Genomic DNA, 22,798 nt, shown 5'->3' on the forward strand with positions numbered 1-22,798 from the left:
ATAAGAGGAGCGGAATACCTGCCTGGATCGCGAATAATTTTCGGAGAGGAGGTACCTGGCAGCTAGCCAGGATTGTCTCGGCCATCTCTAGCTTGACAAAGCTACTGTCCGTATGCTACAAGTAATCAAAACGTACCGAAACCAGATGAAGCATAAAGCTATTCATCTAATCCAACAAGAAATAGAAGATAACATCTGAAGATAATCAATGAATAGGCAACCAGGGTGCTGATGTAATAATGCTGTAGTAGCAAGATCAGCTAGTCTTCATCGCCTTTTGCGCTCTTCTGCTTAGCTAATTCAACTTGTAGAAGCACGATGAAATGCTAAGCAGGCGTACCGTAAGAGGATAGAGATAGAGCTTATTCATATGATTGCAAGAATACAGAATAGCTATCTTTAGTAAAGGAGACTGGCTTGGTTGCGAATTTATGGAAGCATGATGCCGCCGAACAGGCGAGCAGCGGTCTTGAAGAGCTAGTGTATCGTTCTAACTTGCTAGGCAAGGACCGCGCTGTTGCTAACTGGGGTGGCGGAAACACTTCAGTGAAGACGGTAGAGACTGATTTTCGCGGACGCCAGGTAGAGGTGATGTGGGTTAAAGGGAGCGGATCTGATCTTGCTGGTATGCAAGCCCGCCATTTTACCGGGCTCAGACTTGAGGATGTGCGCCCCTTACTTGAACGCGACGAGATGACTGATGAAGAGATGGTCAGCTATCTCTCCCATTGTATGCTTGATAGTAAGCATCCTCGCCCTTCTATTGAAACCCTGCTCCACGCCTTTTTGCCCTTTGCTCACATTGATCATACGCACCCGGATGCGATTATTAGTCTGTGTTCCTGTGAGCAGGGCAAGGAGATAGCCCGCGAAATTTATGGCGATCGTTTTGTCTGGGTGCCCTATGTGCGGCCTGGTTTTGCCCTCTCCAAGCTGATTGCCGAGGGCGTAAAGAATAACCCTCAAGCTGAGCTGGTCTTGATGGAGAAGCATGGCCTGGTTACCTGGGGAGAGACGTCTGAAGCCTGTTATTTGCAAACCATCGCGATTATCAACGAGGCCCAGGCTTATATTGAGGCTCAGGCTCAGCAAACCCCCTTATTTGGCGGCGAGAAATATGCCTCCCTCACGCCATCTGAGCGTCAGGATATCCTTGCTCAAGTGCTTCCTCTCGTGCGAGGTGCAGTAAGCGATGAGCAGGGCATGATCGTCACCTATGATGATGCAGAGGACGTGCTTACCTTCGTGAACAGCCACAACGCCTCTGAGTTATCCCAGATAGGAGCTGCCTGCCCTGATCATCTCGTCCACACCAAGCGCGTTCCGCTCTATATCGATTGGGAGCCGCGGTCCGATAATGTGTCTCTGTTAATTGAGAAATTGCAGGCAGGGATCATCTCTTTTAAGGATGCCTATCGCGCTTATTTTGCGAGAAATAAAAACGAAGGCGACAAGATAGCCAACTCGGCTCCGCGCGTCATCCTCATTCCTGGCCTTGGCATGATCAATACCGGGCGCTCATGGTTTATGGCTCAAGTCAGCGGCGCGTTGTACCATCGGGCAATTGCGGTAATGGAAGGCGCAACGAAGCTAGGCTCGTTTACCTCTCTTAGCGAGAAGGAAGCCTATGATGTCGAATACTGGCCGCTTGAACTGTATAAATTGAGCCTCTTGCCTCCTGAAGCCGAATTCTCGCGCAAAATTGGCTTCATTACGGGAGGGGCAGGCGCGATTGGTAGAGCTACAGCCCAGCGTATGGTAGCCGAAGGTATGCACGTTGTGCTTACCGATATCAACCTTGAAGGAGCTCAGCAAGTAGCTCAGGATATCAATCAAAAGTTTGGCGAAGGGCGAGCACTGGCCGTCAAAGTAGATGTGACCGATGAAGAGGCCGTAAAAAATAGCGTGCGCGAAGCTGTGCTGGCGTATGGCGGCATTGACGTAGTAGTGAATAATGCCGGCCTGGCCACATCCAGCCCATTTGAGAAGACAAGCCTGCGCGAATGGAACCTGAATATTAACGTATTGGCAACAGGTTATTTCCTGGTTGCGCGCGAGACATTTGCCCTGATGAAGCAACAGGGATTGGGTGGCTGCCTTGTCTTCGTCTCCTCGAAAAATGGTGTCTATGCAGGAAAGAATGTCGCCGCGTATAGCGCGTCTAAGGCGGCTGAAGTTCATCTTGCGCGCTGTATTGCTACCGAAGGTGGACCTTATGGTATTCGCGTGAATACGGTTCTGCCTGATGCAATTTTGCAAGGCTCATCCATATGGAATTCGCATTGGCGCGAAGAGCGGGCCGCAGCTTATGAAATTAAGCCTGACGAGTTAGAGGAATACTACCGGAAGCGAACAACGCTTCTGGTGAATGTGTTTCCCGAGGATGTGGCCGAGAGCATTGTCTTCCTGGCCTCATCGAAAGCTGCCAAGACTACTGGTTGTATGATCACGGTTGATGGGGGCATTGCTGCAGCCTTTACACGCTAGGCATTGTTTCTAGCCCACCTGGTTTATCCCGGCCTCCATTTTGCGTATATGTGTGGAGGCCGGGATTATTTTATATGCGTGAGTTCGAAATAAATAGAGCGCTACCTGGCAGTCCAGCCGCCGTCGATGACAAGCGCGGAGCCGGTCACAAAGGCCGCCTCGTTGGAGGCAAGATAGAGAGCCGCGTGGGCAATCTCGTCGGGCCGTCCCATGCGTCCTATAGGCTGGCGCGCGTGTAGCTGCTGGCGAACCTCATCCTTGTTCTGAGGGAAATTGCGCTCAAGATAGCCTTCGACAAAGGGCGTATGCACCGTGCCCGGGCAAATAGCGTTAGCCCTGATTCCTTGCTTGACAAAATCGATAGCTATAGAGCGCGTCATACTGATGACAGCGCCCTTGCTTGCTCCATAAGGGAAGCGCTGATCAACTGCGATCAAGCCTGCCACCGAAGCGATATTGACAAGAACTCCCCCTGCGGCTCCTGAGCTATCATACGCGCGACTGCATACTTTGAGCAGAGAAATACGCCGCGCATGTTTACTGCCATCAAGCGGTCCCAGTCTTCCGTGCTTGTCTCTAGAATATTGCCGACATGGCTGACACCAGCGTTGTTGACGAGGATGTCAAAACGCCCATACTCTTTAACTACCTGATCAAAGACTGTGCGTACCTGAGCTTCTTCCGCAACATTAAGCTGTACTGCTTGCGCGCTTCCCCTGCGGAAGTAATCTCGGCGACAACCTCTTGTGCCGCGCTTGGATTGATATCGGCGATAATAACCCTGGCGCCCTGTCTTGCATAGAGCTGGGCTATCTCTTTACCAATGCCGGAGCCGGAGCCAGTCACGAGGGCAACTTTATTATCCAATCTGAACATAGCTGAAAACCTCCTCTGAAGTTGATTCGATACTGACAACTGCTAACAGAATAGGACATTTCTACTCTTCATACATCTGTAAATGTTGGGTGATAAATATTGTAGTGGAGCGCTGCAATCGATGCAGGTAAGCGAGGCATATAGCAGAATCTTTCTAGGCAGGCAATTTGCGGGAACCCTCTAACCGGATGGGCTACCTGCGTTAGTATCAAGGAGAGGTAGATGCGCTAGCTGGACAGTAAATAGCGCAATCTATACAGAACCGGCCAGGTGTATCATACACAGCTATGCTGATAACCTGGCCGGTGAAATTGCTATTGGGTTAGATATACGTCGGACCAATCGCCAAAGTAGAGACCTTGGCCATTCAAGGAGATACCATGCACCTTAGGTGGGAAGACGGCTGCCATAGACTGGTGATCAAGCGGTAGCCAGCCCACGTTATCAATAGCTATGCGCTCAGCTTTGGCATAGAGAGCGAGGCGCTGCTCGCCAGAGCTCTGTTCTGCCTCGGCCACAGTTTTATCGAAATCTGGATTGTTCCAGTTTCCATTATTATTGCCCGCAGTCGAGAGCAAGCTCAGATCCAGCCATTCATAGGGATCTGGGAAGTAGACACTCCATTGTGTAAAGCCAAACTGGACCGTACGTTTTGTGGTCATATCGTTGTAGGCGGTAAGCTCTACACTCTGCAGTTTTACCTGAATACCAAGCGCTTGCTGCCACATCTGCTGTAAAGCGGCAGCCTCGTCATTTGACATCTGGCCGCTGGGATAGGTAAAGGTGACAGGAGGAACTTTACTCAGGTCGGGATAGACTGATTGTAAAAGGGATTTGGCCTTAGCCTTGTCGAAAGGTATACCAGCATAATCGGCCTGAGAACCAGGTTCGCCCGGCGGAACAATCGTGCTGGCCGGGGTTACTGCGTCATGCAGGATGGCCGAGGACAGCGTTTGCTTATCTATGGCTGCGGCAAAAGCTTGCCGTACAGGAGTCTTGTCGAAGGGCGCCATCTTGTTATTAAAGAAGAGCGAATCTGTCTGTAGTATCGGCTTTCTAATGAAGCCGGGCAAGCTCTTAGCGATGGCCTGATCATCGGGTATGATGCCCCAGACAAAATCATATTGCCCAGCACGGTACGATTTAAGCGCCGTAGAGGGATCTTTGACGAAGAGCATATCGACCTCTGATAGCTTCGTCTTAGAGCCATAATAATGCGGATTGGGAACCAGAACCATGCGCGAATTGGCTTCCCATGATTTCACCATAAAAGGTCCCGTACCGGCCGCGTTGCCTGCTACATGCTGGGTCCAGTTGGCTTGTCCGTACTGCTCGATCAACTTCTGATTCAAGGGGTAGAAGAGTGACACGGTGAGAACCTGCAAGAAATAAGCTGTAGGCCTTACCAGCGTCACCTTCAAAGTATGATCGTCGACTGCTTGAACACCGGTCAGCGTCTTTGACTTGCCTGAGTTGACATCTGTTGCTCCTACAATCGACTCTTCGAGAACTGGAGCAACCGGCGATTTTACTTCTGGCAATAGATTCCGTGTCCAGGTGTAGACGTATGTCTGGGCTGTAACTGGCGTGCCATCCGAGAATGTAATGCCCTGTTTGAGATGGAACGTATACACCTTATTGTTGTCGGAGACATCCCAGGTGGCCTGGTCAGGGACAACATTGAGATCCTTGTCCGATTTGACAAGACCTGTGAAGATCATATTGATTGCCTGATTAGAATTGCTATCAGGTCCACTGGCCGGATCTAGTTTGCCGACGTCGGTAGTTCCTACATTAGGGTAGCGTAAGACTTGCTTGGATGATGCTGTGTTAGAAGAATTATTGCCTGGTGTCGTTGGGCTTCCACCGCAGGCCGCAAATAAAGTTAGGAGCGCGGCAAAGAGGGTGAAAGAGAGAAATAGCGAACACCTGCTTCGCGGCAATCGCATAGACAGTCTCACTTTCTACTGCCAAGAAAATGCAGTCTGGTTGTTTAGTTTAACATTATATCCTCTTATCTCTACCGTATACAAGATAAAGTAGTTATTTTATTCCTCTGCCTCATTCTCTAACGTACCATCTCTAATGCTACGTGTCGAGTATTGTAATTTCATTGTCTATTCGGAGCGCATCTTTCCACCTGCTGGGCCTGAAACTAGGAGCGCAAGAGGAAAGATTTTTAGGCTATCCTCAATTGTTTGGGCAATGGGTATTCGGGAAGACGGTTTTCTGATACAATAGGCGTATTCAAAGAGAAACGAGGGAGAAGATATGCGGCCCGCTGGCCGTTCTATGCGCGAAAGTATTCTGGAAGCTGCTGTACAATTATTTGCGGCATATGGCTATCATGCTGCTCCGCTGCGCGACATTGCGCGCATTGCTGGTATTCAAGCCGCGAGCATCTATCATCACTATCCAAATAAGCAAGCGCTGCTCATAGAGATCATGGAAACGTATATGCAGCGCTTGAATAATCGGATGGAACATATTTTACGTGAGCATGATGATCCTATGCAGCGTTTGCACGAAGCTATTGCCTCCCATATTCGCCTGCATACAAGCCACAAAGCAGAATTTTTTATCATTGATACGGAGATCAGGTCTCTTGAAGATGAGAAGCGTTCCTATATTCTAGCCTTGCGTGATCGCTATGAGAAGCTCTTACAAGAGCTTTTGCAGGATGGCATGGAACGAGGCTGTTTTCGGGCAAGCGATGTAAAGGTTACATCCTATGCCATTATTGCTATGTGCACTGAAGTTGCCTCCTGGTTTCGTCCCGATGGACGACTCAGCGTACAGCAAGTGATCGATATTTATCGAGGCATAATTACGCAAGGGCTTATCTTGACCTGATTTGCCCATATCCACAAAATATCGTTGGTCTGACTGGTGAGATGAGAAGAAGGTTCCTATTTCAGCTTCTACCATGGATAGGACTGCCTGAGAGCAGGGATGGGCTGAGTAACCTATCATCTTGCATGCATGCAAGATGCTGTCTGCAGCAGTCCTATATCTTCTTTGCCTGCGCATCTGAAAATATACTTTACTTATTAGAGCATAAGCCTACTAAAAAGATGTATATTACTCGCCCCAAAAAAACAGGACCTTTTGATTATCTGCGATAGAAAGGAAACATACCCGTTGCATCTACGTAGTACTATATGTATTTAGAAGTTGGGAGCATTTTATCGTTATGGTTCATGAAAACAACCATCCTGATAAGAGGTTGAAATTATTTATCGGAACGCTAGTTCTCCTTCTCATACTGATAAGTAGCAGTATCTTTTTTTTTGTGAGGACCCAGGGGAGCAGAGAGCGTAATTCGGCGAGTTCCGCTGTAACAGCTACCACGACGCCGAAGCTTACGCCTACGCAGACTCTCACCTCGCAGCCTCTCTTTGCTGAGTATTTTATTGATAACAGTAAGGGCTGGTATCTTAGTGACGTTGCTGACTACACGCGAACGATCAGCGATGGAAAGCTGATGTTGGCCGCTACCAATCATAAAATCCTTGTCGAAAGCTTGCCCTCAAACACAAAATTTGATAATTGTATCCTCACTGTAGCCTTTACCTTGCAGCAAGGAGATGCTCAGGACAGCGTTGGCGTCTATGTGCGCGGAGATAGTAATCTTGACCATGATTATCGTATTGATATTTATGGCGATTCAACATATGCAATTAATAAAGAGACGCTGGATGCGCAAAATATGCCTATGGAAACAACGCTTATTCCGCGCACGCACAGCTCGTTACTGGCACCTGTGGGACGGGCCAATGTGCTCAGGGTGATCATGAAAGGGCCAGAACTTGTGCTGATGATCAACGATAACGTGGTAAATTCGATTACTGACCTGGATTATACGCGTGGCCAGATCGCCCTTTTTGTGGCTAATGGAAGCACTTCGGAAGGCGTAAAGGCATCCTTTGGTAGAGTAGAGGTCGATTCGGTACCTGATGTCACGCCTGTGCCATGAGTAAGCGCGTTGGGCGCTTTTATAGCTACCTATACTTCAAAATGAAAATGCCTTTGATTTATTATGGCTCGGCACCTTGATGTGCCTCTTCCCTCTACTCCTGACGAGCCCGAGCCCTTATAACGGAGTATAAGGTAGCACGTGATAGAGCATTCAACATGCCCCGCCGTGCTACTCTGCTAACTATCGCGGCATAGACGCTAGCTTATGACGCACCGTGAACACGATAGAGACTCGCGGAAAAGATTGCCTGGCTCGACTACCAGGGCTCCTGAACCAAATTTCCTAAGGAAGAGATTGGCTTGCGCCCACCGTCAAAATGTTTTGCTGGGAGTCGCTTTGCCTGAGAAATTGGACGACATAACGCCCTAAAATATCGGTCTCCAGGTTAAGAAGCGTGCCCGGACGCACACCTCCAAGATTTGTATGCTCACGCGTGTAGGGGATCAAGGCTATGGAGAAGCTAGCGTCTTTAACATCCACGACAGTCAGGCTAACGCCATTAAGCGCGATAAAACCCTTTGGAACAACATAGGGACGTAGACGAGCTGGAAGCTCTATCTCAACATCCTGGCCTATGCCGTCTTCGTGTATGGTGCGTACTGCGACTGCGGCCTCGATATGACCCTGTACGATGTGGCCACCGATGCGTCCCTGAGCAGCTAAAGAACGCTCCAGATTTACTGGAGAGCCCGCTGCTAACTGGCCTAACGCTGTACAGCGTAGCGTTTCCGGCATGGTATCCACGCGAAACCAGTTCTTCTCACAGGCCGTCACCGTGAGACATGTGCCATCAACGGCAATGCTGTCCTTGACAGCTATATCATGGAGGACGTGTTCGGCTTCAATAACCAGGCCATCGGATTCACAGCTCTTGATTTTGCCAACTTCTTCAACAATACCTGAAAACATTTCTTGCTCTCCTTTATCTTATGCTATTTGTTGCGTTCTCAATGCTGAGCTTCTTGAGGGACTGAACAGTATGAGCCATTTCTATGGCGGCCTGTGCGCACTCCCTTCCCCGCTCTATGCGCTCGGTAGCCTGCCGTTGATTTTCAGCGCAGATAACGCCGAAAATGATGGGTGTGCCAGTATCAAGGGAGACGCGCTGCAGACCCTGAGCCGCCGCATCCCCTACCAGCACATCATGGCGTGTTTCGCCTTTCATGACGCAGCCAAAGCAAATGATTGCATCATAATTTCTATCGTGGAGCATAGCTTGAGCCGCTGCGGGCAGTTCATAAGAGCCCGGAACACTGATAATAGAGATATCATCAGTAGCAACCTGCAGGCGTAGTAGCTCATCTTGTGCTAATTTGAGCATTGCTGCTGTGACATGGCTGTTGTAGCGCGCGACTATCATACCGATTTTGAGACCTGAGCCATCGAGCGCAGGCTCGCTAAATTGTAGAGGAGCTTGCTTTATCATACTTTCCTTCCTTTGCTATAACATCATCATGACGGAATGCCTGGGGCTGAAGCGTAAACATATGCCCGAGACGTTGCTGTTTTGTGCGTAGATAATGGATGTTAGCCTCTGTCGGCGAGGTTTCCAGAGCAACGCGCTCGACGTTGAGTCCGGCTTCGGTGAAGGCTTGCAATTTGCGAGGGTTATTGGTCATCAGCCGCGCGTGAGTTATGCCCAGATGACGGATAATGTCTAGCGCAGTTGCATAGGAGCGCGCATCGACAGGATAGCCGAGCTTCTCATTGGCATCCAGCGTGTCGTATCCATGATCCTGAAGCGTGTAGGCCTGAAGTTTGGCACTCAGGCCTATGCCCCGCCCTTCCTGTGGAAGGTAGAGCAGCATACCACGCCCATCTTCGGCTATTGCTTGCAAGGCTGCCTGCATCTGGGCCTGGCAGTCGCAGCGCCGAGATCCGAAGATATCGCCAGTGGTGCAGGCTGAGTGTAAGCGTAGTAGCGGTGGCTGAGTTGAGCTTTCACGCAAATCTCCCAGGATAAGGGCGAGATAATGCTGGCCGCTGGCAAGCTCTAGATAATCCTGGAGCTGGAACGTTGCTATATCTGTGGGTAGCTCTGTTTTGCTCACAAGGACTATGCGATGCTCCTGGCGGTAGCGCGCAATTGCCTCAACTGTGATCATACCAATATTCCGTTGGCGAGCCAATGCGAAAAGCTTCTCCCCACGCGCGGCTTCGCCATCCTCATCCAAAACCTCACAGATGACAGCCGCCGGTTCCAGGCCTGCAATGCGCATCAAATCTACAGAGGCTTCTGTGTGGCCACGGCGTTCAAGCGTGCCTCCCTGACGAGCCCGTAGCGGGAAGACATGCCCCGGACGAGCCAGGTCAGCGGGTTGCGTGGTGGGATCGACAAGGGCACGAATGGTGACTGCGCGATCATGAGCAGAGATGCCCGTGGTTGTATTATGGCGAGCATCAACAGAAGTCGTGAAGGCCGTCCCCTGTAACGGGTTTCCCTCGACCTCGGTAAGCGGGAGATGCAATGCTTCCAGGCGCTCGGCAGGCAAGGCTACGCAGATAAGGCCGCAAGCCGTGTGAGCCAGAAAGTTGACAGCTTCGGGCGTGACAAATTGAGCTGGCAGACAGAGATCTGCTTCATTTTCGCGATCCTCATCGTCGCAGATGAGAACCATCTTGCCTGCCCTTAGTTCTTGTATGGCCTCAGCAATAGTGAAGTAGCGGTTGGCAGTAGTGGGTATGTTATTCAAGTCCTTTCACCCCTTACTCAGTTGCATACATGATATGTAAGTCGAGGTGGGATGAAGGTAGGGGAGGAGAGCATAGCAGGAAGAGCTTATCCCAATCTGGTAATAAGCTATGCATTTCAGCAAGACAAGCGTAATATGCAAGATAAACATAAAAGCAAATTAAATGCTGATCTAGATATGAGCAGCTGCTTGCTTGATATACTGCCTTCTCCCATCCGGACTATACCGTCGGCTCTGGAACTTCCCCAGATCTACCGCTGTCTGAACAGCAGGTCGCGGGCTTTACCGCCGATCGGGAATTGGAAGCTATACAAGCTTCCTCACCCTGCCCCGAAGACATATCTGTTATTCAATTTTTCTTCTCTCTTATGAGAGTAATATACAGGCCTAACTTTGTCAACCCGATATATGCCGGGTCTTGCTATTGGGATAATAAGATTGAGCGTTTTCCCAATGTCAGACGTGGGTCATGGGCCGTGAAGACAAGAAAAGCCCTGACTATCCCTCTCGTTAAGAGCTAGCTTCCCTGAAAGGTGTAGGACAATAGCAAAACAGTGGTTTTGAGCAAACTGTATACGCTTATTGCCCTACCGGGGAAGATCTTAAATCTTGTTAGCGCCAGGAAGTGGCCCAACACTACTTAATGTTCCGAACGAGGCTCTTCCTCTTCTTTAGGAAGCGTCGTAGTTCCGGAAAGCAAGTTATCAAGGGTCTTTTTCCTGATGCGGTATGTCTGGCGTGCTCCGCGATGTGGGAGAAGAATGGCATCCATAATACCATGGGTGATCCAGCGGCGTACCGTTGTGGTATCCACACGCAAGCTCTTTGCTACTTCGCGGATGGTCAGCAGATCGTCTTCATTTTGGCGAGCTCCTTGTGATTTAGGAGTCATAGTTGTTTGTTCTGGCATAACTTCCCTTCTTTCTATTTCTAGAGTATATCACTCTGTGAGAGACTAGTGAATGTTGTGCACTGCAGAAATGATAAGTCTGGCAAAATAAATTGTAAGGCCACACGTGAGCAAGACCGCTAAAACGTAGGGAATGATCACCACAGCTGTAGATCTTCCATGCGACAGGCGATGAACGCCAGCTATAGCGGCGATATTAATAAATATGCTGTAAATAATAATTGCCAGGCCTATGATTGGCGAGATGAAGATCCGGCCGAACGTTTGCATGAGTACCAGCACTGTGGTGATAATACTTTGCACAACAGTGAGCGGAACTTGATAAAGAAGGGTAGCGTAGGCTTGTGAGACATAGCTCCCGTTCCCTGAGAAGGCTCGGGCTAGCAGAAACTGGATAGTGACACCTATGAAGAATAAGATGGGCACTGCCAGGACTTGAATCAGGGTTGCCACAAGAGATGTGCCAACGGCAAGCGAAGCGAGCGCGTTATAGAGTGGCGATGGCCCGCCGGTTGCTCTGATAGTGCTTGCCCGATTCAAGCCTCTTATCAACCCAAGAACTCCAGGGATGAAGACAAGCAGAAAAAGCTGTACAACTACAATATCCCATTTCGCTCGTTCCCCCTCTTCCGCAAATAATCTTGCACTGGGCCTGAAAATTGCTTTAAGATAAAGGATAGGGAGTTCTATGATTGCGATAGCAAGCGGGCGGGGCTTTGCTATTTCATATGCTGCCTTATAGCTGCTTCGTTCAGCCATGTCTGCTTCTCCTTACTACGTAAGCCTCTCGCCTACATTTGATCTACTGGCAAGATGACGCATCGCATGAAGCAAATTCCCTCGTAGCTCTATTCCCTGCCTTTATCTGTAAACAGCATAATGTCTATTATATTACATGCTGAATATGAGAATATGATGAATAGAAGGCTACAAGTGAGCTTGCCTGGCTGCTATTGGACTTTGACGCCTGCTATGACTTCCTATCTCTGTTTGATGCTCTGAAATAGTGATCTTACTTGCCTCATTTAGTAGGTGCGAAATGATCTTTGCTCGATTAATATAATCGTCGCCTTACATCATTTCTTGAAGCTCTTTTGCAACAAACTACTAAAAAAGCTGCGCTTTCTCTTCCTGGAAGTATATTATGAGTACTCTACATGGTCGTAGGCTTATAGAAGTAGCTGGTCAGACCGAGAAAACTCGGCCTGACTACCGGCAGTTTCCACGCGAACTACTTTCTCCTCCATATCGTGAAGCTTTGGTATCGAGAATTTTATTGCTCTAGGGGTTACCCTGGTTCTCCTGGGGATTCTGGCCGCCGCCGAATATACCACCGAGAAAACCCTGGTCATTTGTCCGTTTTTCAACTTCGTCTTCTGTACGGCCCATAGCCCCTTTTGCCATATCTTTAGCCTGTTGAGAGTATTGCTGAGCGCCAGGAATCTTGTTTGCTGCTTGATCTATAGTCTGATCTACCTGTTGCTGTGCTCCCTGGCGGAGTCCTCCCATCATACCTTGATCCTGCTGAGGCTGTCCGCCCTGGGCCTGGGTACCGTATTGGTTCTGATCGGTAGTTTGGCCGGATTGCATGCCCCACTGGCTCTGGTCTGTAGATTGCCCATACTGGCCACCCTGCGACTGCGTACTCCACTGATCTTGATTTGTAGGCTGGCCAAACTGGTTCTGGTCGGTGGTTTGGCCAGATTGGCCCTGGTTAGCAGGCTGGGCATATTGATCCTGGTTGGGAGTTTGACCGGGCTGGGTACCCCATTGGTCTTGATTCTGCTGGGGTTGTCCTCCCTGTGACTGAGCACTCCATTGGCCCTGCTCCTGGTCAAATTGGCCCTGATCTTCAGGTTGTCCCCATTGATCCTGGTTGTCATACTGGTTTGTCATTATATAGATACCTCCTGTGTATACTTGCTTACTCCCATATCATTGGCTTGGGATGGGAGTGGCAAATATTGGTCTGGCCGTCCTGGGCCGGCTAAACGGCACCGTTTCAGCTTCGGTGGAAAGCTCTCCTCTATTCATTACATCAACTCCCACTTGTACCATTTGAGATGCTTTCCTGTAATTTACTTTTCAAAAGTACAAAGAGAAAGTAAGCACTTCTATGTGTTAAAAGCCTCTAGGGCAAGTATAGATACAATTCCCCTTAACCACATCACACAGCAGGGTGATTTAATGAGCCTTCTTTTGGCGTAGAGTAGAATCACTCAAAAGTGTGAATGATAGACATTTAGAAATGTATTATACATATATTTATTTGAATAAGAGATATTAAAATAGAGAATTTCTGCTAGAGGCTATATTAGTAGATAATCGTTTTGCGCCAGCAAGTAGGTGCAGCGGCGCATCCTGTGGCGCTACCGTGTGAAGCTATTCAGCGAGAGTACTTGCGTGTTAGCTTTGCGTCGGGAACAGCGCTCGGGCTGTACTCATTCCGACGCAAAGGAGAATGTTTATGCTAGAGGCAAACATGCTGGAGAGCAAATATGTTATGTCGGGAGCAAGCTTATTTGCTGCTCCGGATCGGCTGCGGCAAGTATAGGGGTTGTTGCTCTATTATGGATGCATTCAGCGAGTAATTTTCCCGCCATGGGGCCTTGCTCAAAACCCGATGAGCGCAAACCAGAGAGGATGTAAAGGTTTTTGCGCAGAGAAATGTTCCCAATTATTGGTATGAGCTGAGGCGTGAAGGGCACCCATCCGATCCAACAGCGTTTTACTGGCTGGCCTTGAAGAAAGGGTAATAGCTCTATTGCGTGCTTGCGATTACTTTCGATGCCTGCTTTATCCGGGATTTCAGTCCCGGCTAATTGCTGGTCGCCACCAATAATAATTTCGCCGTTGCGCATCTGCCAGCCATAGAAGTGGCGTGTTAACTGGAGGCGGGCCTGTTGAGTAAGCTCTGGAGGAGTAGTAGTGTGTCTTTGCCAGTAAAGCGTAGATTCCACCGCTCCTAGAGCGTGAAACAGGTGCATATGGATAGGACCTGTGGACCACATTTGACCGCGTACGGCATAGATTGGAATATTAAGGCCGAGCATAGCCCCAATATGCTGTGACCAGGCTCCTGTAGCTATCACAAGTGTCTCGGCCTGAACAGTACCCCGCGAGGTAGTAACTCTATATGTTTCGTTATCCTCATAGGTAATAGTGGCTACCTCGTGGTTGCGCAGAATGCGCGTACCGCATTGTTGGGCAAGTAAAGCTAGGATGCGCGTCGTTTTGACTGGATGGGCACACGCTCCCAGCGGATAATATATGCAGCCGAGGAGTCGTGCATTTAAGTCGGGCTCAAGGCAGCGGGCATCTTTGCTGGGCAAGAGGTCAGTCTTATAGTGTTGAGCTTGGAGATTCTTGACCACACCTTGGGCATAGTGAAACTCTTCTTCGGTCTGAATCGCTTGCAATGCGCCACATTGACGGAATTCAAGATCATAGCCGAGATCGAGCTGCAGATATTGCAGAATCTCCAGACTGCCCATAGAGAGCGTTGAGGGGAGATCAGGAGTGTCTCCCCAGCCGTTTGCCCAGATTATACCTGCATTAAGTCCGGATGCTCCCGATGCTATCTCGCCTCGCTCCACCAATATTACATCATGACCTTGTTGGGCCAGAAAATAGGCAGTTGAGGTTCCCGCAATGCCGCCGCCGATGATGAGAATCTCTGTGTGCACCTTACCTGTGGCGTCGCCTTGACGTAGCAGGGCTGGCGCTGCTAGCTCATCAGTCTGCATGGGCAGTGAATAAATATCCATTCTACTAAAGAATCCTTCTTTGAAAGAAGATATACATCATACTTAACGTTCATAGGAATGCTTTTCGAGCCTTGTGAGCTCGCTAGATTCTGTGAACATTCCTTATTATATGTTACAGGCACTAATAAGACTTTTGAGGCATAAATTCTTTTGGAGGGCCATGCTCATGGCTTGAGTAACACTACGCCTGCCTAGACAAATTGACTGAGAACTGGGCAAAGCGGCTCCTGCAGACTATGCTTCGAGCCTCTAATACATGAGATCATTTGGCAAACCAGGGAAGCGCAGACTAATAGGTGTACAGTGTTTTACAAGGAAAATAAGTCAAATTGTCCACTTTTTAAAGATAATTTGGCCAGAAAATTTTCGATTTTGCTTATGATTTTACTAAACATGACTATATAATTAAGTGCATCATTCAGGCGAATAGCGCTGGCAATAAGTGCACATGAAAGGATAATGTGTATGAATGTGAAGGAGACTATAATCTTATTTCTGCTCTAAATGCGACAGGTCCTTTGTTTGGGGCGATAGTAGCGGCGGCCTGGATGCATAAAGCCCTGACGGTGAAAAAGCTACTTGGCCTTGGCTTGGGTTTACTCGGCGTAATCATTCTAATGGGTTGGAGTCCTCTACCTCTCTCAACTGTAGTGGTTTTCTCCATCGCCGCTTCGCTCCTTGCCGCAGCATGTTATGGCTTTTCAAGCATTTATATCAAGAAATATACGAATGGAGCCAGCGCACTGGCAGTCGCGACGTGTAGCCAGTTAGGGGCCAGCCTGTTGCTGCTGCCGTGTAGCATAATCATGCCACCTGCGCAGTTATCATCTCTCACCACAATATTGGCAGTTGCTACGTTGGTCTTATTATGTACTGCCCTTGCCTATCTGCTTTATTTCTGGTTGATCGCACATGTAGGTCCTACGAAAGCCCTGACAGTTAATTTCCTTGCTCCGATCTTTGGCGTCCTCTGGGGCACTCTCCTCTTGGGAGAAGCGCTGAATCTCATAACCCTGACCAGCTTTGGCATTATTCTATTAGGAACTGCCTTTGTGACCAATATGCACTTACGCAGAAAGCCGGATACCATCTTAGCAGTTCCTCAACAATTGGAGCAAGCAGATAGGGCATTCCGCTAAGCTGGAACTGCTGGCTCAATGCTAGCGCTCTAGGAAGAGGATTATTAGAAAAAGGAAATGTTTCTTGAATGAAAGGGAATTTCTTATGCAAGATGTTCGAATTGCGCGCTGGGCCCATACACTGGTTCACTATAGCCTGGCTCTTCAACCTGGCGAGATCCTGGCTATCGAGAGCACACCTGGGGCAGCACCACTTATTGAGGCCGGCTATCAGGAGGCTCTGAATATAGGAGCATATCCGATACCTTTTTTAAACCTGGAAACGCTTGATGAGCTGCTCTTGCAACAGGGAAACGAGCAGCAGCTAAACTGGCTCTCTCCACTACATAAGAGATTAGCAGAAAAGGTTGATGCGCGCCTTTTTATTCACTCAAGCGAGAATATCCGTTTGCTGGTCAGCGTTGATCCAGCCAGAGCTATCAAACGCAGACAGGCCATGCAAGCCATCTATCAAATCTATCATGCGCGAGAGCGCGCTGAGGGGTTTCGCTGGTGCATGACTCTCTATCCTACCCAGGCTTATGCACAAAATGCCAATATGTTGCTGCGGGAATTCGAAGAGTTTGTCTTTGCAACATGTTTTCTGAACGACCCTGACCCTATAGCATCCTGGAAAGCAATCTCAACTGAGCAACAGCGCCTGATCGACTGGCTAAGGGGTCATGACAAAGTGCATATACTTGCCGTGGATACTGGATCTGATCCTTTCAATCAAAGGCGCCCCTTCATTAATGAAGATGGAATACGCAACTTTCCTAGCGGCGAATTCTTCACAAGTCCACTTGAGAATAGCGCGAATGGGGTGATCTGCTTCTTCCCCTCGACCTATGATGGACGGAGGGTAGAGGGCGTTCGACTGGTTTTTAGAGATGGCAAAGTGGTTGAAGCCAGCGCCTCACAGGAAGAGGATTACCTGCAGCAGATGCTAAATTTAGATAAAGGATCGCGCTATCTAGGTGAGTTTGCCTTTGGCAACAATGCAGGGATTACGCGCCTGGCCCATCATATCCTTTTTGATGAAAAGATGGGAGGAACAATTGATATGGCGCTGGGAAACAGCTTAGCCGGTACATATGGCATCAATCAGTCGGCAATACATTGGGATATGGTTTGTGACTTGCGCAGCGCAGGTGAGGTCCGTGTCGATGGAACACTCTTCTTGAAAGATGGTAAGTTCATGGCCTAGCCAGGAAATGAGTTAACATGTCCAGACATAATGCAGACAGGTCGAGAAGTCAAGCTCTCGGCCTGTCTCACACTGTAAGAAGCAATGTTTAGCTAGAGGGATCTGTGAATAAGAGAACTACGAGTCTTTTTGCCCGAAAATTTGTTATAAGACAGTTAGTATAAGACGTATAAGATTTTTCTTTATACGCCTTAATTTGAAATTAACGCTTGCTAAATGGTCTTACAATGTATCATGGGCAAAGTAGTAAAGAATGTGAGGTTGACTAACATTTCTATACAAATTACGTGTAAATTGTTGGTTATTTTGCCGCTCTTGTGCGCTGGGTGAGAAGGGGACTAGGAGATGATAGAAAGTGCCTCAACATATACTTGGCTCTTGTGAGGAGGTTTGCGGGTCGTAGAAACTGGTTATCGCAGGACGAGATAGACCCGGAGGTATATGGCGAGTATGCTCAAGGGTGAAGGGGTATTCTCGTCCTGTGGTAAGAAAACTGTTCTAGCAGGCATGTTGTAAGAATGAGGTCAGAAAGCTGCGCATCCCTTTGCAGGATGACTGCCGGAAATAGGGTGATGGCGAGTAAGTAGCTATCGATTGTAGTGAAGAGAGCGTATTGCTGTATAAAAGGAGATTAACCATTGTAGAATGATTGTGGTAGTGTGTCATGCTTTTGGAGACATGAGAAGGAAGCCTCTATGATGAATAAGAGCGAGGTTGCTCGGCTCCGCCAGCAGATCGAATGGGAATTAGAGGCAATGCGCCGTGGTTTGACTGGTCTTGCTCAGGGAGTAAGCAGTCATACCTTTATCCATGCGCGTATGGAACGCATCAATACCTGCCGATATACGCTGGCTGGCCACGTTGGTGAAGCCGAGGCCACTCAACTAGTTTGCACACTGTATATGCGAGCTATGGAACAAGAAACGCAGAATGCGACTACCTGATACTGGACTGTATGATGTATTTTTAGCCCTGTTAAATAGAATTGGTAGTATTGTAGAGGAATGTGAGCTTATCTACGAGATTAAGCCGTGGCTGAGATATGCCATCTGGGCTGCTCTGGTAAGTACAACCCTGTTTCTCATCTGGGTAGCAGGAGGGTTCCCTCCACAGGCCTGGTTGCTGCTCATACAGCTATTGTTGCATCTATCCCACCTGTGGAGCTTTTATGGGAGCCTTATCTTGCTTCCTCTACTAGCTTTAAGCGTTTTGTCTATGATCTGGCTTGTTGTATGGAGTTTGTTGGTGTGGGGCAGTGTGAGGCTAGCGTGTTATCAATGGAGACTCTATCAGTGTAGAGAAGGGCAAGGTATCAGCCGCTGGCTGCCGGCCCAGAAACTGCAACTGGTAGTAGCAAATGCGGGAGATAATGCGACGATGGAGGCAACTTTGAGTACTACAGTGCCAAGGCTACGATTACCTCAGAAAGTGCAGCTGAAACCGGATAGGCTGGAAGCCGCACACACTTCAAAAGCGAGCAGAGCGCTGTCTGATATTCCCACGCGCCCTTCAGAATCTGCACTCTCTTCGGAATCTCTGGCCGAGGCGACAACTGAAAACAGATCTATGCTTGCGCAATCTCTCTCCGTTGGTGTTGGCTGGCACACTGGGATTACGCGCAAACGTAGTCCAAATGAGGATAGTTTGCTTGTTTTGCAGGGTACCTGTACCTATCAGGGACGACTTGTACCATTTGGACTGTTTGTAGTGGCCGATGGGATGGGAGGCCATGCTTATGGGCAGGAAGCGAGCCGTCTGGCTATTCAAAACATGATGCATACAGTTCTCCAGAACATTGTTATGAGCAATGATCTCGATGATGAGTATCTAACGAATATGTTAATTGGAGGCGTGGAGTGGGCTAACCGGGCTATCTATCAGCGTGGTCAGGAATGGGGTCAAGAGATGGGAACGACGCTAACCGGAGCTTTGATTGTAGGGCTGAAAGTATATATTGTCAATGTGGGGGATAGCCGTACCTACCTGTATCGGGAAGGAATGCATCTGGCACAGATCACGCGCGATCACTCAGTGGTTGCGGCGCTTGTGGAAAGCGGGACGATTGCGGCGGATGATGTTTATACTCATCCTGAGCGCAATAAGGTGTATCGCAGCCTGGGATGTAAGGAGAGTGTGGAGGTGGATTGGTTTGTAGTAGATTTGTGTGCCCATGATAAGTTGTTGTTGTGCTCGGATGGATTGTGGGAGATGGTGCGCGATCCCATGATTGAGCGTATAGCTGCTAGCGGATATGATCCTACACGGATATGTAGTATGTTGGTGCAGGCGGCCTTACGCGGAGGTGGACAGGATAATGTGAGCGCTATTATGGTGGAACTTCCTTGAGGCAGAAGTTGTTGAGGTATGTGATGTTGTCACCGGGTCGAAATGCATTGTCCAGGATGGGAGCCACAGATCCTGTCCTGGACAATTTTATTGTGTGCAAGATTTAGCGTTTTTATGCCGTGATATCCACGGCTGGCATACTAAATGTTGCTGTTGTGCCCTGCTTGAGAGCGCTGGTAAAGCTAAGTTTGCCCTCATGCGCGCTGACAATATCTTTGGCGATAGAAAGGCCAAGCCCGCTACCGCTAGTTTCGTGGGTGCGTGCCTGATCAACGCAATAGAAACGCTCGCCCAGATGGGGGATATGTTCAGGCGCGATCCCTATTCCTGTGTCGTGCACCTCGAAGTTGGCCCGCTCTTGCGCTATAAATGTACGTATACTCACCTTGCCCCCATGCTCATTGTACTTGATAGCGTTATCTAGCAAGATCAACATCATCTGCTCCAGCATCGTGCGATCGCCCAGCACTAGCGCGGCGCCCTGGTTTTCCAAAGTTAGCGTAAGGTCTTTTTGCCGGGCCAGAGCCTCAGAGCGCTCAACGACTTCTTCGGCAAGATCAGCCAGGTTAATGATATCGTGCTCCATATGTATCTTGCCGGCATCCAGGCGAGCCAGCGTAAGCATATTGGTGGCCAGCTTGCTCATATGAGAAGCTTCAGCAACGATATCTTCCAACAATTCGACATCATCCTGGCGCAGTTGCTCACGCTTACGCAGCAATACCTCAGCATCGGCGCGTAAGAGGGCCAGAGGAGTACGCAGCTCGTGGGATGCGTTGGCAATAAAGTCGCGCTGGCGTTGAAAGGCCAGGCGCGCCGGAGCCAGTGAGCGATTGGCTAGAAACTGACCACCGAGCGAGGCCACACCCAGGGCCAGCACTCCCACAGAGCATAAGAGCAGAAGTAAGATCTGGAGCGCATCGTTTTGTACTTTGACCGATTCTCCAACCTGGGCAACGCCTAACAACTGCCCGGCGCTGCTGTAAGTCTGCGCCGTGTAGACTGGTACAGAGTACCAGGCCCATTGCCCACCCTGGCCGCTCTCCTCTACGATTTGGATGGGCTGACCCTGGCGCGCGGTCTGGCGTATAGAGATGATACCTTGCACCTGTGGTTGAACATGGCCGATAGCCTGAGCGGGTTTTCCGTCAGCTGTAGCACAAACAAACGAAGAATTATAAACGACCTGTACAAAAGTGTCGCTAAAAGTATTATCAGCTGTCCTGGTTCTCTTCTCTGGAGCGCTGCGCTCAATCTGCAATGCTGCTGTTGAGGGAAAACTTGCATCTAAGGGGCAGGTGCCTGCAACTTGCCAGGCCTGCTGCAACTGACGGGCCTGGCGCGCAAGCTGAGCTTGTACTGGAGCGAAGAGCATTTGTTGTGTGCCAAAATAAAGGGCGAGGCCAAAGAGTAAAATCGTGCCGCCCAGAATTGCTGTATACCAGAGTGTCAGGTGTGTGCGTAGTTTGGCGAACATAGCCGCGCCTGGTTCTGTAATTCTCTTAGATCGAAAGGGCCAGCGCGGCCTGAATCCTGGTGTGCTCACTAAATTCCTCCATGTAATTAATCTCTATTTCTCGATTTTGTAGCCGATGCCTCGTACGGTTTTGATGAGCTGACGTGAGGAGCCCTGATCAATTTTTTCGCGCAAATAGTGGATATAGATATCCACAACCTTGGAGAGCGCTTCTAGATCGTAGCGCCAGACATGATTGATAATTTGGGCACGGGTAAGGGCCTGCCCGGCATGGCGCATAAGAAAATCAAGCAAGGCAAATTCCTTGGCGGTGAGCTCAATGACTCGTCCGGCCCGCCGGGCTTCATGGCGCACCAGATCGAGTACGAGGTCATCTACATGGAGTTGAGCTGTAGTCTCAAAGCTGCGATCTCGACGACGGAGGAGAGCATTGACCCGGGCCAATAGCTCTTCCATCACAAAGGGCTTACTGAGATAGTCATCGGCTCCGCAGTTGAGCCCTCTGATACGATCATCGACAGCGCTGCGGGCCGTTAGCATTAGGACAGGAGATTTGACGCTATAGGCGCGCATCTGGCGGCAGATTTCCAGGCCGTCGATTCCTGGTAACATGAGATCAAGAATGACAGTATCATATGTATCGCTGGCGGCAAGATCCAGACCTGTATGACCATCGTAAGCGAGATCGACGTTATGGCGTTCGTCAGAAAGAACGCGGCGCAGCAGACGAGCCATCTTGCGCTCATCCTCCACGATCAGGATATGCATTAGTGCAACCCCTTTTGCTGATTTGGGCAAATTGTCTATAGTGGCTATAGACATTGCGAACTATATCGGAGAAGGTCGGGAGAGCAGGTCCCCAACGTTTTGTAAGGAAGACCAACTTTTCAGGTCACAGTTTTCTGAAGCGAGGCTATCCCACCTGAGCTCCTCTATAGTTGCGCTTACACCATACTGTACCGCGTTTTGGTTAGAAAAAGATTGGAAACAGGCTTACATAGAAACTGCTTGCAAAACTGACGAAAAGGCCAGTTTCCCTTTCTCGTGAGTGGAAGGATGTACCAATGTATAGCCAACCCCGGGAACTGTCAAAAGGTAACGTGGATTGGCGGGATCTGCCTCAATCTTCTGGCGCAGATGCCGAATATGCGCTTTGATGAGACTGCTATCGCCTGTATCACCAAAGCCCCAGACATAGGTTACAATCTGGTTAGCTGTGCAAACTGTATTGGCGTTAGAGGCTAATAGGTGAAGCAGTTTGCTTTCTGTCGGAGTTAAACGTATATTTTTGTCTAAAATACGTACTTCATGATTTAATGTGTCTATCGATAATGAACCCACAGTAACGCGCGAAGGAGCTCGCTGTTTGAGCGACGAGCGCACACGACGGCTCATTGCACGTAAACGTGCAGTCAACTGGGCCGGGAAGAACGGCTTATGTAAATAATCGTCGGCTACGGCTTCTAAAAAGCGTACCTCATTTTGGACATCATGATCGTCGGTAAGCGCGAGCACTAAAGCATCGTGTTTGCGCTGCATTTCACGGCACATTTCAAGCGTATCGACGTCCTTAAGTGCCGTGTCGATGATAACCATATCGGGCCGTTTCTCTTCCCACTCAATTTTAGCTCTCATCCCTGTATAAGCACGTGAGACATCATGTCCTTGCGTTCTCAGCCATGCGGCGAGCATCTCGACCATGTGGCGGTCGCTATCGACAATTAACAGTTTCATATAGGTACCTTTCTGTTTGCGATAGGTTCTCTTCCGCCCCTTATTGTGACTTTTCTTTTCTCCCTTGCTATCCGCTAAATTGATTATTGGATGAACTATTTGCTGGGATCGACTCTCCACAGTGAGAGTTACCTCTTACGAGGCTGCCTTTACTCCTGTTCCACTTCGCAGCAGGAAAATCTTTCAATGCCAACCTCAGGAGAA

18 protein-coding genes, 1 pseudogene and 1 riboswitch are annotated in these 22,798 nt (G+C 49.1%); of the genes and pseudogenes, 7 read left to right on the top strand and 12 right to left on the bottom strand.

Going from position 1 to position 22,798, the window contains the following annotated elements; translation table 11 throughout:
• The first annotated feature begins 417 nt into the window (after nucleotides 1-417).
• The gene (locus EPA93_RS46970) at nucleotides 418-2,487 is read left to right on the top strand and encodes a bifunctional aldolase/short-chain dehydrogenase (RefSeq protein WP_129894176.1); all 2,070 of its coding nucleotides are present in this window, start codon (nucleotides 418-420) and stop codon (nucleotides 2,485-2,487) included.
• Nucleotides 2,488-2,588: 101 nt separating this feature from the next.
• Here the strand turns inward: EPA93_RS46970 and EPA93_RS51310 are convergent.
• Together EPA93_RS51310 and EPA93_RS46990 are read right to left on the bottom strand one after the other, a co-directional pair.
• Nucleotides 2,589-3,363: pseudogene (locus EPA93_RS51310) on the bottom strand (SDR family NAD(P)-dependent oxidoreductase).
• A 314-nt stretch (nucleotides 3,364-3,677) separates the two neighbouring features.
• Nucleotides 3,678-5,312, bottom strand: coding sequence for a peptide ABC transporter substrate-binding protein (locus EPA93_RS46990; RefSeq protein ID WP_129894179.1), 1,635 nt, complete (start codon nucleotides 5,310-5,312; stop codon nucleotides 3,678-3,680).
• Between the two features lie 322 nt (nucleotides 5,313-5,634).
• On the opposite strand from EPA93_RS46990, the gene EPA93_RS46995 reads away from it, so the two are divergent.
• Together EPA93_RS46995 and EPA93_RS47000 are read left to right on the top strand one after the other, a co-directional pair.
• Nucleotides 5,635-6,216, top strand: a complete 582-nt coding sequence (locus EPA93_RS46995; RefSeq protein WP_129894180.1) for a TetR/AcrR family transcriptional regulator — start codon at nucleotides 5,635-5,637, stop codon at nucleotides 6,214-6,216.
• 340 nt (nucleotides 6,217-6,556) lie between these two features.
• Entirely contained in the window at nucleotides 6,557-7,339 is a 783-nt protein-coding gene (locus EPA93_RS47000; protein WP_129894181.1) for a 3-keto-alpha-glucoside-1,2-lyase-like domain-containing protein, read from the top strand.
• Between the two features lie 285 nt (nucleotides 7,340-7,624).
• Here the strand turns inward: EPA93_RS47000 and EPA93_RS47005 are convergent, their stop codons facing one another.
• From EPA93_RS47005 to EPA93_RS47035, 7 genes are all read right to left on the bottom strand, one after another.
• Nucleotides 7,625-8,251, bottom strand: a complete 627-nt coding sequence (locus tag EPA93_RS47005; protein ID WP_129894182.1) for a riboflavin synthase — start codon at nucleotides 8,249-8,251, stop codon at nucleotides 7,625-7,627.
• 13 nt (nucleotides 8,252-8,264) lie between these two features.
• The gene (gene ribH / locus EPA93_RS47010) at nucleotides 8,265-8,768 is read right to left on the bottom strand and encodes a 6,7-dimethyl-8-ribityllumazine synthase (protein WP_129894183.1); all 504 of its coding nucleotides are present in this window, start codon (nucleotides 8,766-8,768) and stop codon (nucleotides 8,265-8,267) included.
• Nucleotides 8,740-10,035: a 3,4-dihydroxy-2-butanone-4-phosphate synthase gene (gene ribB, locus EPA93_RS47015; RefSeq protein ID WP_242527284.1), complete on the bottom strand. Its 1,296-nt coding sequence runs from the start codon at nucleotides 10,033-10,035 to the stop codon at nucleotides 8,740-8,742. Before ribB ends, ribH begins: the two co-directional genes overlap by 29 nt.
• Nucleotides 10,036-10,234: 199 nt before the next feature.
• Nucleotides 10,235-10,377: riboswitch (FMN riboswitch) on the bottom strand.
• A gap of 298 nt (nucleotides 10,378-10,675) precedes the next feature.
• On the bottom strand, nucleotides 10,676-10,945 hold the full coding sequence (locus tag EPA93_RS47020) for a helix-turn-helix domain-containing protein (RefSeq protein ID WP_242527285.1): 270 nt from the start codon (nucleotides 10,943-10,945) through the stop codon (nucleotides 10,676-10,678).
• A gap of 45 nt (nucleotides 10,946-10,990) precedes the next feature.
• Complete coding sequence (locus EPA93_RS47025) at nucleotides 10,991-11,704, bottom strand: YIP1 family protein (protein ID WP_129894184.1); 714 nt, start codon at nucleotides 11,702-11,704, stop codon at nucleotides 10,991-10,993.
• 522 nt (nucleotides 11,705-12,226) lie between these two features.
• Nucleotides 12,227-12,841, bottom strand: coding sequence for a hypothetical protein (locus tag EPA93_RS47030; RefSeq protein ID WP_129894185.1), 615 nt, complete (start codon nucleotides 12,839-12,841; stop codon nucleotides 12,227-12,229).
• 605 nt (nucleotides 12,842-13,446) lie between these two features.
• Complete coding sequence (locus EPA93_RS47035) at nucleotides 13,447-14,712, bottom strand: NAD(P)/FAD-dependent oxidoreductase (RefSeq protein ID WP_129894186.1); 1,266 nt, start codon at nucleotides 14,710-14,712, stop codon at nucleotides 13,447-13,449.
• A gap of 461 nt (nucleotides 14,713-15,173) precedes the next feature.
• Here EPA93_RS47035 and EPA93_RS47040 point away from each other — a divergent pair, with 461 nt between their 5' ends.
• From EPA93_RS47040 to EPA93_RS47055, 4 genes are all read left to right on the top strand, one after another.
• Entirely contained in the window at nucleotides 15,174-15,851 is a 678-nt protein-coding gene (locus tag EPA93_RS47040; protein WP_129894187.1) for a DMT family transporter, read from the top strand.
• Between the two features lie 85 nt (nucleotides 15,852-15,936).
• A complete protein-coding gene (locus EPA93_RS47045) occupies nucleotides 15,937-17,037 on the top strand; it encodes an aminopeptidase (protein ID WP_129894188.1) in 1,101 nt (366 codons plus the stop codon).
• Between the two features lie 695 nt (nucleotides 17,038-17,732).
• Nucleotides 17,733-17,981: a hypothetical protein gene (locus EPA93_RS47050; protein WP_129894189.1), complete on the top strand. Its 249-nt coding sequence runs from the start codon at nucleotides 17,733-17,735 to the stop codon at nucleotides 17,979-17,981.
• A complete protein-coding gene (locus tag EPA93_RS47055; RefSeq protein WP_129894190.1) occupies nucleotides 17,968-19,383 on the top strand; it encodes a PP2C family protein-serine/threonine phosphatase in 1,416 nt (471 codons plus the stop codon). The genes EPA93_RS47050 and EPA93_RS47055 overlap by 14 nt, the downstream gene beginning before the upstream one ends.
• Nucleotides 19,384-19,495: 112 nt before the next feature.
• On the opposite strand, the gene EPA93_RS47060 is transcribed toward EPA93_RS47055, so the two are convergent.
• The 3 genes from EPA93_RS47060 to EPA93_RS47070 form a co-directional block, all read right to left on the bottom strand.
• Nucleotides 19,496-20,929 (bottom strand): sensor histidine kinase, encoded by a 1,434-nt coding sequence (locus EPA93_RS47060; protein ID WP_129894191.1) that lies wholly within the window; start codon nucleotides 20,927-20,929, stop codon nucleotides 19,496-19,498.
• Nucleotides 20,930-20,953: 24 nt separating this feature from the next.
• Nucleotides 20,954-21,628 (bottom strand): response regulator transcription factor, encoded by a 675-nt coding sequence (locus EPA93_RS47065; protein WP_129894192.1) that lies wholly within the window; start codon nucleotides 21,626-21,628, stop codon nucleotides 20,954-20,956.
• 225 nt (nucleotides 21,629-21,853) lie between these two features.
• On the bottom strand, nucleotides 21,854-22,594 hold the full coding sequence (locus EPA93_RS47070; RefSeq protein WP_129894193.1) for a response regulator transcription factor: 741 nt from the start codon (nucleotides 22,592-22,594) through the stop codon (nucleotides 21,854-21,856).
• Nucleotides 22,595-22,798: the final 204 nt, after the last annotated feature.

It is taken from the genome of Ktedonosporobacter rubrisoli (assembly GCF_004208415.1).
GTDB classification, from domain to species: Bacteria; Chloroflexota; Ktedonobacteria; order Ktedonobacterales; family Ktedonobacteraceae; genus Ktedonosporobacter; species Ktedonosporobacter rubrisoli.